We start from the raw sequence: 14,962 nt of genomic DNA on the forward strand, positions 1-14,962 counted from the left end.
CCGGCACGCCATCGTCATCGGGCGCCCGGCGCGGTTGTAGGCTTTTTCCCATGACTACCAAGAACACCGCCGCCCCGGCCACTTTCGGCGTGGATCGGGACTCCCTGGACGCACACGTCGAGATGGACTTCGAGCGCATCGTCTCCGAACTGGGCAGGCTCGTGGCGATTCCCGGCATTGCCTGGGAATCGTTCGACCCCGCCCAGCTTGACCGCAGCGCCGAGGCAGTGGCGCAACTGGTGCGGGAGGCCGGCATGGAAAATGTCGAGATCCTCCGCGTGCCCACCGCCGCCGGCGCCATGGGCGGCCCGGCGATCGTGGCCAACCGCCCCGCCCGCGACGGAAAGCCCACCATTCTGCTCTATGCGCACCACGATGTGCAGCCCCCGGGCGACGAGGAGCTGTGGAACACCAAGCCGTTCGAGGCAACCGAGATCGACGGCCGGCTCTACGGCCGGGGAGCGGCCGACGACAAGGCCGGCATCATGGTGCACATCGCCGCCCTGCGCGCGGTGCTTGACACCATTGCCAACTTCGGCCTCGGCGTCACGTTCTTCCTCGAGGGTGAGGAAGAGGCCGGTTCGCCCAGCTTCCGCCAGTTCCTGGAGACCCACCGCGACCGCCTGGAGGCGGACGTGATCGTGGTGGCCGACTCCTCCAACTGGAAGGTCGGGGTCCCGGCGTTGACCACGTCCCTGCGCGGCATGGTCGGGGGAGTGGTCGAGGTCCGCACGCTGAACCACGCGGTGCACTCGGGGATGTTCGGCGGGCCGGTGCTCGATGCCCCCACCGTGGCGGCCCGCCTGATCTCCACCTTCCACGACGCACAGGGCAACGTGGCGATCGAGGGGCTCGTGTCCAACGAGCACGCCCTGGTTGACTACCCCGAGGCAGCCTTCCGCGACGATTCCTCCGTGTTGGACTCGGTGCAGCTCGCCGGCAGCGGCAACATTGCCGACCGCCTTTGGAACAAGCCGGCACTGTCCATCATCGGCATGGACATTCCCTCGGTGGCGGTGTCGTCAAACACCCTGTTGCCGTCCACGCGTTTCAAGCTGAGCCTGCGCGTGGCCCCCGGCCAGGACCCGGAGGCGGCCACCGAGGCGGTGCGCCGGCACATCCTGGGCCAGGACCTGGGAGGCGCGCAGGTCACCTTCGAGGCCGAGGAGGCCGGGCAGTCATTTGCCACCGACACCTCGGCGCCCGCGGCCCAGGCCAGCCTGTGGGCGTTGGGGGAGGCCTGGGGCGTTCCCGCCGTGGAGACCGGCATCGGCGGATCGATCCCGTTCATCTCCGACCTGCTGGATGTCTTCCCGGCGGCCCAGATCCTGGTCACCGGCGTGGAAGACCCGGATTCCCGGGCCCATTCGGCCAATGAGTCGCTGCACCTGGGCGATTTCCGTCACGCAATTTTGGCCGAGGCCCTGCTCTTGGCACGCTTGAACAACCACGGGCTATAGGACCCGCACTTCGTCGCCGCGCCAGCATTTGCGGTCTCGTCGTACCATTGAAGGTGAGGGGCCACGCTTGAGGCGTCGCCCAAGTGAGCAGTATATGGAGGATCACGCATGACAACTGCAGCCAATGAGACCACCGCGGACACCACGGAGCTTCCGAGCCACGAGGTCAAGCTTTCGGACGTCGCGGCAGACAAGGTCCGTTCACTGCTTGAACAGGAAGGCCGCACCGATCTTCGTTTGCGCGTCGCCGTTCAGCCAGGGGGATGTTCGGGCCTGATTTACCAGCTCTACTTTGACGAGCGCCTGCTTGAGGGCGACGCCGTCAAGGACTACGACGGCGTTGAGGTTGTCGTGGACAAGATGAGCGTTCCCTACCTGGACGGCGCTTCGATTGACTTCGAGGACACCATCTCCAAGCAGGGCTTCACCATCGACAACCCCTCTGCCGGGGGCTCTTGCGCCTGTGGAGATTCCTTCCACTAAGACGGAACCAAATGCACCGCCCATACGTTGAGACATCTTCGTCCCTGGGCGGTGTTTTGGTCGGCATTCGCATGCCCGAGAGGGTAAGCTCTACGATAAGTAGTAAAACTATGGTTTTCTTCGACCTCATCAGCGTTGATTCACTTGAGTCCGGCCGCTGGGAGGCGAAGACTCATTCAGCACCAACAAAGAGGAAGGGCCGTCTGTGAGTTCGCAAGACCGAACCAGCAGCCGCCGGAAAGGCATAGCCAAAGTCTTGGCGATTGCTGGTTCCGGTGCATTGTTGTTGACGGGATGTTCAGCGGAAGTCCAGCGAGGTTGGCTCCCAAACGTCGAACGTGACACCACCAACCACACCGGTATGATCCAGGATCTCTGGGTCAACTCGTGGATTACCGTACTTTTGATCGGTATCCTGACCTGGGGCCTGATGCTTTGGTGCATCATCGCCTACCGCCGTCGCAAGAATGACACTGGCTACCCGCGCCAGCTCAGCTACAACCTGCCCATCGAGATTTTCTACACGGCCGTTCCGCTCGTGCTGGTCCTGACGTTCTTCACGTTCGCGGACAGCACCGAGAAGTCGATCAACGCCAAGGTGGAATCCGAGCTTGTCGTAGATGTCCGTGCCAAGCAGTGGGCATGGGACTACAACTACACCTACGGCGGCCAGGAGAAGTACGACGCAACCGTTCAGGCGCACCTGACCGGCAAAGAGGGCGTCGAAGACACCCTGCCGACCCTGTACCTGCCGGTTGGAAAGAGCGTCACGCTTGAGTTGAACAGCCGCGACGTCATCCACTCGTTCTGGGTCCCCGCATTCCTGCAGAAGATGGACATGTTCCCGGGGCACACCAACTACATCTACCTCACCCCACAGGTCGAAGGACGATTCGACGGCAAGTGCGCGGAGCTCTGCGGCGAGTACCACTCGGAGATGCTCTTCAACGTGGAGGTCGTGTCCGAAGAGGAATTCCTCGACCAGCTGGCCGTCATGAAGGACGGCCACATTGGTGAGGAACAGGACCGCAAGCCGGGCGAGGTCAATCAGGCCTCGGCCCACGCCACGGAAGGGAAGTAACCCGTCGTGACTACTTACGAATACGCCACCGACGAGGTCAAGACCCTCGCGCCGCGCGTGGTCCCAATTTCCAAGGGACGGATCTTCGTCAACTGGATCACCTCCACCGACCACAAGACGATCGGGTACATGTACCTGATCACCTCGTTCATCTTCTTCTGCATCGGCGGCGTGATGGCCTTGGTCATCCGCGCCGAGCTGTTCGAACCGGGCATGCAGATCCTGCAGACCAAGGAACAGTACAACCAGCTGTTCACCATGCACGGCACCATCATGTTGCTGATGTTCGCGACCCCGTTGTTCGCGGGCTTCGCCAACGTCATGATGCCGTTGCAGATCGGTGCACCGGATGTCGCCTTCCCGCGCCTGAACGCGCTGGCATTCTGGTTCTTCTCCTTCGGCTCGACCATTGCGTTGGCCGGTTACCTGACCCCGCAGGGTGCAGCCTCCTTCGGCTGGTTCGCCTACGCACCGCTGTCCAACACCACCTTCAGCCCCGGCGTGGGCGGGGACCTCTGGGTCTTCGGCCTGGCGCTCTCGGGCTTCGGCACGATCCTCGGTGCGGTCAACTTCATCACCACGATCATCTGCCTGCGTGCACCGGGCATGACCATGTGGCGCATGTCCATCTTCACCTGGAACACGCTGATCACCGCGATCCTGATCCTGATGGCCTTCCCGCCGCTGGCCGCGGCACTGTTCGCACTCGGCGCGGACCGGCGGTTCGGGGCGCACGTCTTTGATCCCGAGGCAGGCGGCCCGATGCTGTGGCAGCACCTGTTCTGGTTCTTCGGCCACCCCGAGGTCTACATCATTGCGCTGCCGTTCTTCGGCATCGTCTCGGAGATCTTCCCGGTGTTTTCCCGCAAGCCGATCTTCGGCTACAAGGGCCTGGTCTTCGCGACCATCTCGATTGCGGCACTGTCCGTCTCGGTGTGGGCGCACCACATGTACGCCACCGGCCAGGTCATGCTCCCGTTCTTCGGCTTCATGACGATGCTGATCGCCGTACCGACGGGCGTGAAGTTCTTCAACTGGATCGGCACCCTCTGGCGCGGATCGATCACCTTCGAGACCCCGATGCTCTGGAGCATCGGCTTCATGGTGACCTTCCTCTTCGGCGGCCTGACCGGCATCATCCTGGCGGCACCGCCGCTGGACTTCCACGTCTCGGACACCTACTTCGTGGTGGCGCACTTCCACTACGTTGTCTTCGGAACCGTTGTCTTCGCGATGTTCGCGGGCTTCTACTTCTGGTGGCCGAAGTGGACGGGCAAGATGCTCAACGAGCGCCTGGGCAAGATCCACTTCTGGCTTCTGTTCATCGGCTTCCACGGCACGTTCCTGATCCAGCACTGGCTGGGCGTCATGGGCATGCCGCGTCGCTACGCCGACTACATGCCGGAAGACGGGTTCACCACCATGAACCAGTTCTCCACCGTGTTCGCCTTCATCCTGGGCATGTCGATGATCCCGTTCTTCTGGAACGTCTGGACCACGCACCGCAACGGCAAGAAGGTCACCGTGGATGATCCGTGGGGCTTTGGTGCATCGCTGGAATGGGCAACCTCTTGCCCGCCGCCGCGCCACAACTTCCACTCGATCCCGCGCATCCGCTCCGAGCGCCCGGCTCTTGACCTCCACCACCCGGAACTGAGCGCACGCTCGACCCCGGAAACCGCGGTGGCCAAGATCTTCGGCCCGGCAGACCAGAAGGACATGTAGAGATGAAAATTGAATCTTGGCTCTTCCTGGGCGGACTCTTCTTCTTCACCCCGGTGGGGATCGTCTACGGCATCATGACCGAGTGGGAGGAACCGGTCGGCTTCCTGGCCCTGTTCATGCTCTCCGGCATGTGCATCATGATCGGCTGGTACCTGCTGCACACCTCGCGTCGCGTCGGTGCCCGCCCCGAGGACCGTCTTGACGGCGACATCCACGAGAACGCCGGCACCGTCGGCCTCTTCGCCCCGTGGAGCTGGTGGCCGCTGGCCCTCGGCACGGGTGCGGCGATCGGCTTCGCCGGCCTTGCACTGGGCTTCTGGGTCCTGTACATCGGCGTTGGCCTCACGATCATCGGCCTCGTTGGCTGGGTCTACGAGTTCAGCCGCGGCAACCACGCCCACTAACCCGGGCCGGTAGCAAGCGCAGTACCTCGGCGGAAGCGGTGCTTCTTTCCCCTCGCGGGGAGGGAAGCACCGCTTCCGCTGTTTAAGCGTCCATCGGCTGCATGCGGGACAATGGGAAGATGAGGGGCCGGGTGCCGGCCCGCCGACACTGGAGCAAACGTGAAACCCTACGCGCCACAGCCCAAGGTGCATGGCCACATCGACGAGGACTCGCCGGTCAGCAAGTACCGGCAAATCCGTGAGATCCTGCGCACCCACGCGGCGACCGTCTGCAAGCCCGGCTACCGGCTGCCGCCCGAACGCGAGCTGTCCGAGGGATTCAACGTGGCCCGCAAGACCCTGCGACAGGCCATCGACTCGCTGGTCGAGGACCAGGTGCTCAAGCGGGTGGTCGGAGTGGGGACCTTCGTGGCACACCCGAAGCTCGACCTGCAGATCCGGTTGAACTCCTACAGCGAGGAAATGGTCCGGCGCGGCATGGTCCCCGATGCACACGTGCTGCGCTTCGAGGAAGCGCCCGCCTCCAGCACCCTGTCGCGGCACATGGAGATCGACGAGGGCGAACCGGTGATCCGCTTCAGCCGCCTCCTGCTGGCCGACGGCAAGCCCATGAGCCTGGATGAGAACTTCATGCCCAGCGCGCTGGTGCCCGGCTTCCTGAACGACCCTCCGCCCATTTCGCTCTACCAGTCGCTGCATGAACGCTACGGCCTGATCCTGGAGTGGGGCGAGGACCAGATCGAAAGCACGGCCGCGACGAGCGAGCATGCCGGACTGCTGCAGGTCGAGGTGGGTTTCCCGCTGCTGCGCATCACCCGCTACGCCTTCGTCGGCGAGGTGCTCGTCGACTACTCGATCTCCCTGTACCGCTCGGACCGCTACAAGCTGTTCGTCCCGCTGCAGCGCCAGGGAACCCGGAGCCCGCGCTACACCACCCTGCGGTAGCCCCGGACCCTCCAGCGCGGCGTCAGGCCCCTCCTAGGTGCAGATGGCGCCGCTCCGCGGCCCCCAGGGGATGGTCGGCGCGGCCACGGGGACTCCACGAACTTGCGGACCGGCTGTACAGCCGTTGGCGACAGCCCGGTGGTCATGACCGGCGGACTCAGGGCAGGGAAGGTCACTTCACTGCCGTCGAAACGGTTGCGTCCGGCAAGGGGCTGTCCGGATCAGGGTTTGGCAGTGTGCCGGTTGGCGGTCGACGACCGGTAGCCAGATTCTGGGTGGTCGGACGCAGGACGGTCACCGCCTGGCCCGTCCGCAAGAGGAACGCTCAATGGGACGCGATCAAGTTGCCCAAAAGATGGTGCCCGACTGACTCCCTCTCATCAGTCAGCAATGGCTCGGCGGGCATTGGGGGCGCAACAGCGGACCGCACCTTGGATTTGAAATCGGAGCGAGGCGCCGCGGTGCTTGGCAGTCTGCGAGGGGTCATCGGGTCAGGATTCCGCGAGGGCGCGCACGGTGCGTTCGATGGCGGGGCGCATGTCGAGCCCGGGGTCGACGGTGATGCGGTGCAGGAGCAGTCCGTCGCCGAGTGCCATGAGGGCCCTCGTCGCCGGCACTGGGTCGGCGATGCCGACGGCGATCATGATCTTCTCGGTCCACCGCTCGAACTCGTGTCGCTGCCGCCGCAGCGGCTCGCCAAGCTCAGGGTCGTCCGCGAGTTCGAGGAAGAGGGCGTAGCGTGCGCGGGTGCGCGCGGCGAATGGCCCGGCCTGCAGCTCGGCCATGGCGCACAGACCCTCGATCAGCTCGTCGACTCCCGAGATCGTCGGCATCGCGGCCGGCTTCAGGTCGGCGCGCTCGCGCTCGGCGATCCAGTCAACAATTCCGCCGAGTAGCGCCCGACGGGTGCGGAACCAGTTCGAGGTCGACCCGGGAGGCAGGCCGGCTCGTTCGTCGACCCGCGCATGGGTCAACGCGCGCACGCCCTCCGCGCCCAGCAATTCCACGGCCGCCTCGAGGCCGCGCTCCCGGGTCATTCCCGCCATCGACGCTCCTTCCCCAAAGGTTTACTATGAAAATAGTATCTGCTTCGTCGGAAGGAGTCGCCATGTCCACGCCTGCCTCGGCCTGGTCGCCGCCGCTGCCAGATGCCTCAGGCTTCGACCATTTCGTCGTCGAGACACCCGGCCTGCACACTCACCTCGCCGCCATCGGCGAGGGCGAGCCGGTCGTGCTGTTGCACGGATTTCCCCAGCACTGGTGGCAGTGGCACGCCATAGCCCCGGCCATCGCCGCGAGCGGCTACCGCGTCTACTGCCCCGACCTGCGCGGGGCCGGCTGGACCGTGGCCGATGACCCGCGTGTCGAACGCGAGACACGTCTGCGCGACCTGCTCGGCCTCTTCGACGTCCTCCATGTCGACCGCGCCCACCTCGTCTCCCACGACATGGGCGTCATTACCGCGATGCAACTGACCTACGACCACCCCGAGCGAGTTCGAACGGCAGTGCAACTCTCCGTGCCGCCAGCCTTCATGAGGTTCAGCCCAAAGGCCCTTCCGGCTGTCCGGCACCTGCCCCCGTACATCTGGCACCGCCCGGGCGCCTCACTGCGCGGAGTCTTCTCCGAGGAGTTCGTCGCCCGCCCGATGTCGGAGGCAGACATCGAAGCCCACCTCGCCCCAATGAGTCGACCCGACATTGACGCCGCGGTGCGTCCGCTCTTCCGCGGCATGGCGCTGCCCGAGGCCATGCGCCTGGCGCTCGGCGTGTACCGACGCCGGCGGCTCACGGTGCCGACGCTCGTCGTACTTGGTCGCCCCGGGCGCCCCTGGACCGAGGAGATCGTGGCGCGCGTCTGCCGCAATCCGGAGCGGTACGCCGATCGCGTCGAGTTCACCTACGTCGACGACGCAGCGCATTTCATCGCCGACGACGCCCCCGCCGCAATCGCCGACCTCGCGATCGACTGGTTCGAACGAGCAGCTTGACGGGGCGGAATGGGCGCATCGCCGAAATGCAGCCGGAGTGCCCGGGAAAACGCCTGATGCGTGCGGGCGACTCCAGACGGCACCGGACGCCACGAGGACTAAGGCGGTTGGGGGTGGCCGGGGGAGCGGGGTTGCGTTGGGCCATGCTCGTTGTTGTCGGCTGGGGCGGCACGGGCACAGATGGGTTAAAAAACTGCGGGGGCCCACCAATTGGTGGGCCCCCGCAGTCAGGATGATTTCCTGGCAGGTACTACTTTTCGATGGACTCCGTGGAGGAGCCTTCGATTTCTGCCGGTCCGTGTCCATGCTCGGCATGCAGTGCTGCCAACTCGGAAGGAGTCACCGGGGCGACGCGATCCTCGAAGAAGAACTTGGACAGGGCGCCGCGGCGCTTTTCGCTGCGGCTGACGTGGCCGGCTGCATTCGGCTGGGCCGGGATGACCTTGCGGTCCTCGTAGTTGACCAGCGTGTGCAGCTTGTAGGCATCCAGGGCCTCGTGGCGTTCCGAGAAGGTGCCTTCCGGCGTCATCTCGATGATGCCGGTTTCGCGGCCGTGCAGGACGATCTCGCGGTCCTTGCGCTGCAGCGAAAGTGCGATGCGGCGGGCCACAATGAACCCGAGGATCGGGCCGAGGACGAACAGCACGCGCAACCAGTAGGTGACGTCGTTCAGCGACACGTGGAAGTGCGTCGCGATCAGGTCCGAGGAGGCAGCTGCCCACATCACGCAGTAAGAGACGACACCGGCAACACCCATGCCCGTACGGAACGGGGCGTTGCGCGGCCGATCCAGCAGGTGGTGTTCGCGCTTGTCCTTGGTGATCCAGCTTTCGATCCACGGCCAGGTGAACATGATCGTGAACATGATGCCGGCCGGTACCAGCGCCGGCAACAGCACGTTGAGCGTCAGGGTGTTGGTGCCCCACGGCAACGGGACGAGCCACTCGAAGGAGAAGTTGCCCAACATGCCCGGCATCAGGCGCAGGGCGCCGTCGACGAAGCCGATGTACCAGTCAGGCTGGGTGCCTGCGGATACCGGCGACGGGTCGTACGGGCCGTAGTTCCAGATCGGGTTGATGGTCAGCAATCCGGAGATTGCCGCCACGATGCCGAAGACGATGAAGAAGAATCCGCCGGCCTTGGCCGCGTAGACCGGACCGACCGGGAAGCCCACGACGTTGTCGTTGGTGCGGCCCGGGCCGGGGTACTGGGTGTGCTTGTGCACAACAACCATGAACAGGTGCAAGGCAACCATGAGCAGGATGATCGCCGGAACGATCATGATGTGCAGCGAGTACAGGCGCGGAATGATGACGGTGCCCGGGAATTCGCCGCCGAAGAGGAACAGCGAAAGGTAGGTGCCGACGAGCGGGATCGACTTCATGACCCCGTCGATGATGCGCAGGCCGTTGCCGGAGAGCAGGTCATCGGGGAGCGAGTAACCGGTGAAGCCGGCAGCCATCGCCAGGATCAGCAGCACGCCGCCGACTACCCAGTTCAGTTCGCGCGGCTTGCGGAATGCGCCGGTGAAGAACACGCGGAGCATGTGGACCGACACCGCGGCGACGAACAGGATCGCCGACCAGTGGTGGACCTGGCGCATGAACAAGCCGCCACGCACGTCGAAGGAGATATCCAGCGACGAGGAGTAGGCGGCGGACATGCCGATGCCCTTGAGCGGGTTGTACGAGCCGTTGTAGATGACGTGTGCCATCGACGGATCGAAGAAGAACGTCAGGAACGTTCCGGAGATCAGCAGCAGGACGAAGGTGTACAACGCCACTTCGCCGAACATGAAGGACCAGTGGTCCGGGAAGATCTTGCGACCGAATTCCTTGACGATGATCGAGCCGCCGACACGCTGGTCGACGAAGTTGGCAATCCGACCGGTGGAGGTCTTCGGGGTGTACTCAGTTGTGGTGCTCATGGATTAGCCACGCTCCCAGTAGCTCGGTCCAACAGGCTCCTGGAAGTCGCTCTGGGCGACGAGGAAGCCGTTGGAGTCAACCGTGATTGGCAGCTGCGGCAGCGGGCGACCGGCCGGTCCGAAGATGACCTTGCATTCCTGCGTGAGGTCGAACGTCGACTGGTGGCACGGGCACAGCAGGTGGTGCGTCTGCTGCTCGTACAAGGCCACCGGGCAACCGACGTGCGTGCAGATCTTCGAGTAGGCAACAATGCCGTCCACGTGCCAGTCCTCGCGACCCGCGGAGACCTGCATCTTCGACGGATCCAGGCGCATCAGCAAAACAACGGCCTTGGCCTTCTCGTTGAGCATGTCCTCGGCCTCGTCAAGTCCCTCGGGAATGACGTGGAACGCCGAACCGATCTGAACATCCGCTGCCTTGATGGGGGTGCCGGACGGGTCGCGGGTAAGGCGAACATCCTTGTCCCACATGGTGTGGCGGAACTGCTCGATCATTTCGCCGGCATTCTTGCCGGAGCGGTCAAGGTCGCGGAACATGAAGATGGCCGGGATCGGAGCCAAGGCAATGGCGCCGATGAGGGTGTTGCGAATCAACGGACGGCGCTTGATGCCGGTCTCTTCGATCACCTGGTTGATGATTTCCTCGGCGTCCTTGCGATCAGCCTCGGTGGTGATCTCATGGCGCATTTCCGAGATTTCGTGGTCCGGCATCAGGGTCTTTGCCCAGTGGACAATGCCGATACCGATGCCGAGCATGGCAAATGTGGTGCCAAGGCCGAGCATCGCGTTCTGGACACGGATTTCCGAGATGTTTTCCGGACGTCCGAGAACGAAGTAAGCAATAAAGAACGACAGCGTTCCGATGATGGAGATGATAAACAGCAGCGCTACCTGACGCTCTGCTCGCTTCTCTGCATGCGGGTCGGTATCTGCCAAGCGCTTCCGATGCGGCGGAAGGCCGGGATCCTGGAATTTCTCCAGGGTTCCCGTGCCAGCCTTAGCAACGGTGCCCGAGTCGTCCGGACTGCCGTGACTATGGTCGCCCATGTTGTCTCTCATCCTTTTCTCAAGATTCATTAGTACGTAGTGATGTTGGCGGCACGGGCCGCCAGCGACCTAGGAAGGACGCGAGGTGAGCCAGATGGTGAAGGCGATGATGATGCCCAAACCACCGGTCCAGATGAAGAGACCTTCAGCGACCGGACCCAGCGAGCCAAGCTTGGCCCCGCCCGGTGAACCCTGTGCTTCAATTTCCTTCAGGAAGGTGATCACGTCACGCTTCTCTTCGGGGGTGATGTTCGAGTCGTTGAAGACGGGCATGTTCTGCGGGCCGGTAATCATGGCTTCGTAGATGTGCTTCTCGGATACACCGGCGAGGGCCGGGGCAAACTTGCCGCGCGTTAGTGCGCCGCCGGCAGCGGCGGCGTTGTGACACATTGCGCAATTCACGCGGAATACCGTACCGCCTGCGGCAGAGTTGCCATGGGATGTATCAAGCATGTCTTCGGACGGGATTGCCGGTCCGGCACCCAGGCTGGCTACGAATGCCGACAGCTGGGAGATCTGGGTTTCATCGAACTGTACCGGCTTGGCCTGAGCCTGGGGCCCCTGCATCTGCATCGGCATACGTCCGGTTCCGACCTGGAAGTCGACTGCAGCGGCGCCTACGCCAATCAGCGAAGGACCGTCAGCCGATCCTTCTGCATTCAAACCGTGGCAGGTAGCGCAGTTCGCGACGAAGAGCTTGTTGCCCTCCTCGATGTCACTTGCGCTATATCCTGTGGCCGCCTTGGCCTCGTTGACGCTGCCGGCGGCCATGTACAGGCCTCCAGTGATGAGCAGGCCCATCAACAGCAGTGCGACGGCGGCGAGTGGATGGCGGCGCCTTTGCGAAAGAGCCTTCACTTGCTGGTTCCTCACTTATTTCTTAGAACGGGGAAGTTGCCGAAAGCAGGCAACGTAGTTGGTTGCGCTACTTCAGGAAGTAGATGATCGCGAACAGGGCGATCCACACGACGTCGACGAAGTGCCAGTAGTAAGACACAACAATCGCACCGGTTGCCTCGTAGTGACCGAACTTACGTGCAATAAGCGCACGGCCGATGATCAGCAGGAAGGCAATGAGTCCGCCAGCCACGTGCAAGCCGTGGAATCCGGTGGTCATGTAGAAGACGGAACCGTAGGCATTGGAGTTCAGCGCAATACCGTGAGCGATGAGCTCGGTGTATTCGTAGGCCTGAACGGAAACAAAAATGGCACCGAGGATGAAGGTCAGGACGAACCATTCGACCATTCCCCATTCCTTCAAGTTGAACAGTCCGCCGGTGCGGCGAGGCTTAAGATCCTCGGCACGGAAGACACCCAACTGGCAGGAGAACGAGCTCGAGACCAGGATGATCGTGTTGATAAGTGCGAACGGAACGTTGAGTTTCTCGGTTTCGGTCGCCCACATTTCCGGCGATGCAGCGCGGAGTGTGAAGTACATGGCGAAAAGCGCGGCAAAGAACATCAGCTCGCTGGCAAGCCAGACGACAGTTCCTACCGACACCATGTTGGGACGGTTCGGCGCAGGATGCGCCGGGGCAATTAGGGCATGAGTCGCAGTTGTCACAGAGCCATTATGTCTATAAAAGTACCTCCGACACCAATGCATCTGGCCCCGCGTGGCGGGAAATTTCACCGCTTCACGCCTACAGCCGCGGAAACACGCGGGATTAACATTTCAGACTTTCTACGATTCGTAGATAACCTAGTGGCGTGTCAACGATTCGAACGAACCCAAAGTTCCCCACATGGCCGTCAATTCTCTCTGCGCTGATCGCCGGCGGCGATCTCGAGCGGGACCAAGCGTATTGGGCCATGGGCGAGGTGATGACGGGCAATGCCAGCGATGCGCAGGTGGCCGGGTTCCTTGTCGCGCTCCGTTCCAAGGGCGAAACCGTTGCCGAACTCACCGGCCTGGTCGAGGCGATGGTTGCCAATGCCCGGCCGCTTGTTGTCGAGGGCGAGCACCTGGACATCGTGGGCACCGGGGGTGACAGACAGAACACCGTGAACATCTCCACGATGTCGACGCTGGTGTGCGCCGGGGCCGGGGCGCGGATCGTGAAGCACGGGAACCGGGCCTCGTCCTCCTCGTCGGGTTCCGCGGATGTGCTCGAGGCCCTGGGCGTCCGCCTCGACGTACCCGTCGAGAAGCTGCATGACGTCTTGGACGCGGCGAACATCACCTTCTGCTTCGCCAACATCTTCCATCCCTCCATGCGCAACGCCGCAGTGCCCCGGCGCGAGCTGGGCGTGCCGACCGCGTTCAACTTCATGGGGCCGTTGACCAATCCCTCCGAACCGACAGCATCTGCCATCGGCTGTGCCGACCTGCGCATGGCGCCGCTGATGGCCGGCGTGCTGGCAGCACGGGGCGTCCGCGCGCTGGTCTTCCGCGGCGAAGACGGGCTGGACGAGCTGACCACCACGGCCGACAACCGGGTGTGGGAGGTGCGCGACGGAAAGGTCACCGAGTCGCGATTCGATGCCAGGGACCTGGGCATGGCCCGGGTGACGCTCGATGACCTGCGCGGGGGAGACGCGCAGTACAACGCCCAGGTGGTGCGCGATGTGCTCGACGGCGCCCAGGGCCCGGTCCGCGACGCGGTCCTGCTCAACGCCGCGGCCGGGCTGGTCGCGTTCGACCTGGACGGCTCGGGGTCGGTGCAGGAGCGACTGGCAGTGGCCGTCGGGCGGGCGGCGGAGTCGATTGATTCCGGTGCCGCGCGCCTGGTCCTGGAGAAGTGGATCCAGGCGACGGCCTAGCTTTTCGGGGCGTGCGGCTTCGCACCCCGGCTGGCGCGTCTCCCGTCCCTTGCGGATGGGAGACGCGCCAGTGCCGTTTCAGGGGCCCGGGACCCGGTTTGCCGGCCTCCGGCCGGGATTGCATTTTGCGGACGCTGGCGAGCGCCGTGTGGTTTTTGGGGCTGGGGCCGGCGGCGGGACCGCGTTTCGGGGTTAACCGGCGGTGGCGGGTGTGCCGCGGTCCCCGGTCGGGGTCGCGGCACACCCGCCACGGGTCGTGCGCCGTGCGAAAGCCGTTCGGCTACTCGAGACCGAGCGAGAAGGCAGCATCCAGGTCGTGGCTGGAGTAGGCCCGGAAGGCGATATGGGTTTGCGTCCCGGTGATCCCGGGGACCTTTGAGAGCTTGTTGGCGATGACCTCGGCCAGGTCCTCGTGGTGGCGGACCCGGGCGATGGCGATCAGGTCCCAGTCGCCGGCGACCGAATAGACCTCGGAGATGCCGTCGATGTCAGAGATCTTTTCGGCGCACTCGGGAATGCTGTCAGAAGCGGTTTGGATCATGACGAATGCAGTGACCACGTTGATACCTCCAGATGGTTATGGGCGGTGGTTTTCCGGACTTGAAGCGAGCCTAGTTCAGGATCCGGGCGTGCGCACGCGGCGGCGCGCAATAAGGGTGGTGACCACTCGGCGGCCCACCAGGAGCACGCCCAGCACGATCGTCGCGACAATGATGAACGGCACCGCCGCGGTGGCGCCGAACAGCACGCGCAGGGCCAGGCCCAGGGCAACGGTTCCGAGCCAAACGAGGACCCCGGTGGGCCAGATTCGCGAGTGCGTGGTCCAGGGGCGCGAGAGCAGCGTCAATGCCGCCAGCGCCAGCAGGAAGGGCGCCGCCGTTTGGAGCACCCCGAGGATGGTCAGGGATTCTTGGTGGGAGCCCCGTCCGGTCAACGCGAAGATCAGGACGAGGACCACGTCGATCGCGAAGTACTCGATCCAGGTCTTACGAGAGGTCATGTATCTATTCTACGGCCCGTAGTACGGTGGTGCGCCCGCGAACGACGGGACCTCCGCTTGGCCAAAGCCTAGGTGTATTAACCACGGACGTTAGTGACATGCGGCGTGGCTAAGTGACAAAAAGAAGACCTCCAAGT

General features: G+C 63.8%; 15 protein-coding genes. 8 read left to right on the top strand and 7 right to left on the bottom strand.

Annotated elements, in window-relative coordinates; translation table 11 throughout:
* The first annotated feature begins 50 nt into the window (after positions 1-50).
* The 6 genes from AC6CHY_RS13080 to AC6CHY_RS13105 all read left to right on the top strand — a co-directional run bounded on the left by AC6CHY_RS13080 (position 51) and on the right by AC6CHY_RS13105 (position 6,098).
* Positions 51-1,460, top strand: coding sequence for a dipeptidase (locus AC6CHY_RS13080; protein WP_498226988.1), 1,410 nt, complete (start codon positions 51-53; stop codon positions 1,458-1,460).
* Positions 1,461-1,568: 108 nt separating this feature from the next.
* Positions 1,569-1,943 (top strand): HesB/IscA family protein, encoded by a 375-nt coding sequence (locus AC6CHY_RS13085; protein ID WP_217387966.1) that lies wholly within the window; start codon positions 1,569-1,571, stop codon positions 1,941-1,943.
* 205 nt (positions 1,944-2,148) lie between these two features.
* Positions 2,149-3,024: an aa3-type cytochrome oxidase subunit II gene (ctaC, locus tag AC6CHY_RS13090; protein ID WP_498226990.1), complete on the top strand. Its 876-nt coding sequence runs from the start codon at positions 2,149-2,151 to the stop codon at positions 3,022-3,024.
* Between the two features lie 6 nt (positions 3,025-3,030).
* A complete protein-coding gene (gene ctaD, locus AC6CHY_RS13095) occupies positions 3,031-4,749 on the top strand; it encodes an aa3-type cytochrome oxidase subunit I (protein ID WP_217387968.1) in 1,719 nt (572 codons plus the stop codon).
* Positions 4,750-4,751: 2 nt separating this feature from the next.
* Positions 4,752-5,153: a cytochrome c oxidase subunit 4 gene (locus AC6CHY_RS13100; RefSeq protein ID WP_498226992.1), complete on the top strand. Its 402-nt coding sequence runs from the start codon at positions 4,752-4,754 to the stop codon at positions 5,151-5,153.
* 159 nt (positions 5,154-5,312) lie between these two features.
* Positions 5,313-6,098: a GntR family transcriptional regulator gene (locus tag AC6CHY_RS13105; protein ID WP_217387970.1), complete on the top strand. Its 786-nt coding sequence runs from the start codon at positions 5,313-5,315 to the stop codon at positions 6,096-6,098.
* A 491-nt stretch (positions 6,099-6,589) separates the two neighbouring features.
* Here the strand turns inward: AC6CHY_RS13105 and AC6CHY_RS13110 are convergent, their stop codons facing one another.
* Complete coding sequence (locus tag AC6CHY_RS13110; RefSeq protein ID WP_498226994.1) at positions 6,590-7,144, bottom strand: TetR/AcrR family transcriptional regulator; 555 nt, start codon at positions 7,142-7,144, stop codon at positions 6,590-6,592.
* Positions 7,145-7,206: 62 nt separating this feature from the next.
* Here AC6CHY_RS13110 and AC6CHY_RS13115 point away from each other — a divergent pair, with 62 nt between their 5' ends.
* Entirely contained in the window at positions 7,207-8,088 is an 882-nt protein-coding gene (locus AC6CHY_RS13115; RefSeq protein ID WP_498226995.1) for an alpha/beta fold hydrolase, read from the top strand.
* A gap of 250 nt (positions 8,089-8,338) precedes the next feature.
* On the opposite strand, the gene qcrB is transcribed toward AC6CHY_RS13115, so the two are convergent.
* The 4 genes from qcrB to ctaE form a co-directional block, all read right to left on the bottom strand.
* Positions 8,339-10,015, bottom strand: a complete 1,677-nt coding sequence (gene qcrB / locus AC6CHY_RS13120) for a cytochrome bc1 complex cytochrome b subunit (protein ID WP_217387972.1) — start codon at positions 10,013-10,015, stop codon at positions 8,339-8,341.
* A 3-nt stretch (positions 10,016-10,018) separates the two neighbouring features.
* A complete protein-coding gene (gene qcrA, locus AC6CHY_RS13125; protein ID WP_217387973.1) occupies positions 10,019-11,062 on the bottom strand; it encodes a cytochrome bc1 complex Rieske iron-sulfur subunit in 1,044 nt (347 codons plus the stop codon).
* A 69-nt stretch (positions 11,063-11,131) separates the two neighbouring features.
* On the bottom strand, positions 11,132-11,920 hold the full coding sequence (gene qcrC / locus AC6CHY_RS13130) for a cytochrome bc1 complex diheme cytochrome c subunit (protein ID WP_217387974.1): 789 nt from the start codon (positions 11,918-11,920) through the stop codon (positions 11,132-11,134).
* 67 nt (positions 11,921-11,987) lie between these two features.
* Positions 11,988-12,626 (bottom strand): aa3-type cytochrome oxidase subunit III, encoded by a 639-nt coding sequence (gene ctaE, locus AC6CHY_RS13135; protein WP_336245038.1) that lies wholly within the window; start codon positions 12,624-12,626, stop codon positions 11,988-11,990.
* A gap of 146 nt (positions 12,627-12,772) precedes the next feature.
* On the opposite strand from ctaE, the gene trpD reads away from it, so the two are divergent.
* Positions 12,773-13,825 carry an anthranilate phosphoribosyltransferase gene (gene trpD, locus AC6CHY_RS13140; RefSeq protein WP_217387975.1) on the top strand — a complete coding sequence of 351 codons (1,053 nt, stop codon included), beginning with the start codon at positions 12,773-12,775 and terminating at the stop codon, positions 13,823-13,825.
* Positions 13,826-14,105: 280 nt separating this feature from the next.
* On the opposite strand, the gene AC6CHY_RS13145 is transcribed toward trpD, so the two are convergent.
* Together AC6CHY_RS13145 and AC6CHY_RS13150 are read right to left on the bottom strand one after the other, a co-directional pair.
* Positions 14,106-14,384, bottom strand: coding sequence for an Lrp/AsnC family transcriptional regulator (locus AC6CHY_RS13145; RefSeq protein ID WP_113764831.1), 279 nt, complete (start codon positions 14,382-14,384; stop codon positions 14,106-14,108).
* A 57-nt stretch (positions 14,385-14,441) separates the two neighbouring features.
* Positions 14,442-14,825, bottom strand: a complete 384-nt coding sequence (locus AC6CHY_RS13150) for a DUF3054 domain-containing protein (RefSeq protein WP_498226996.1) — start codon at positions 14,823-14,825, stop codon at positions 14,442-14,444.
* Between the last annotated feature and the right edge of the window lie 137 nt (positions 14,826-14,962).

The sequence above is a fragment of the Paeniglutamicibacter sp. GQ140 genome (assembly GCF_059759235.1).